Here is a 682-nt window from a genome sequence, read left to right as displayed (position 1 = left end):
AAGTTGAAAAAAAATTCCTGGGTCGTCCGATCACCGTTTGGCGTCTGTACTTCGAACACCCGCAGGACGTTCCGACCATCCGTGAAAAAATCCGTGAACACTCTGCGGTTGTTGACATCTTCGAATACGACATCCCGTTCGCGAAACGTTACCTGATCGACAAAGGTCTGATCCCGATGGAAGGTGACGAAGAACTGAAACTGCTGGCGTTCGACATCGAAACCCTGTACAAGGAAGGTGAAGAATTCGGTAAAGGTCCGATCATCATGATCTCTTACGCGGACGAAGAAGAAGCGAAAGTTATCACCTGGAAAAAAATCGACCTGCCGTACGTTGAAGTTGTTTCTTCTGAACGTGAAATGATCAAACGTTTCCTGAAAATCATCCGTGAAAAAGACCCGGACATCATCATCACCTACAACGGTGACTCTTTCGACCTGCCGTACCTGGCGAAACGTGCGGAAAAACTGGGTATCAAACTGACCATCGGTCGTGACGGTTCTGAACCGAAAATGCAGCGTATCGGTGACATGACCGCGGTTGAAGTTAAAGGTCGTATCCACTTCGACCTGTACCACGTTATCCGTCGTACCATCAACCTGCCGACCTACACCCTGGAAGCGGTTTACGAAGCGATCTTCGGTAAACCGAAAGAAAAAGTTTACGCGGACGAAATCGCGAA

General features: G+C 48.5%; 1 pseudogene. It reads left to right on the top strand.

Annotated elements, in window-relative coordinates:
- A pseudogene (locus SB689_RS22525) lies at positions 1 to 682 on the top strand (DNA polymerase); the annotation flags it as partial.

This window comes from Chryseobacterium sp. SIMBA_038, from assembly GCF_046535115.1.
Lineage (GTDB): Bacteria > Bacteroidota > Bacteroidia > Flavobacteriales > Weeksellaceae > Chryseobacterium.
The sequence above is the reverse complement of the archived record's forward strand: the minus strand, read 5'-3'. Positions and strand labels throughout refer to the sequence as shown.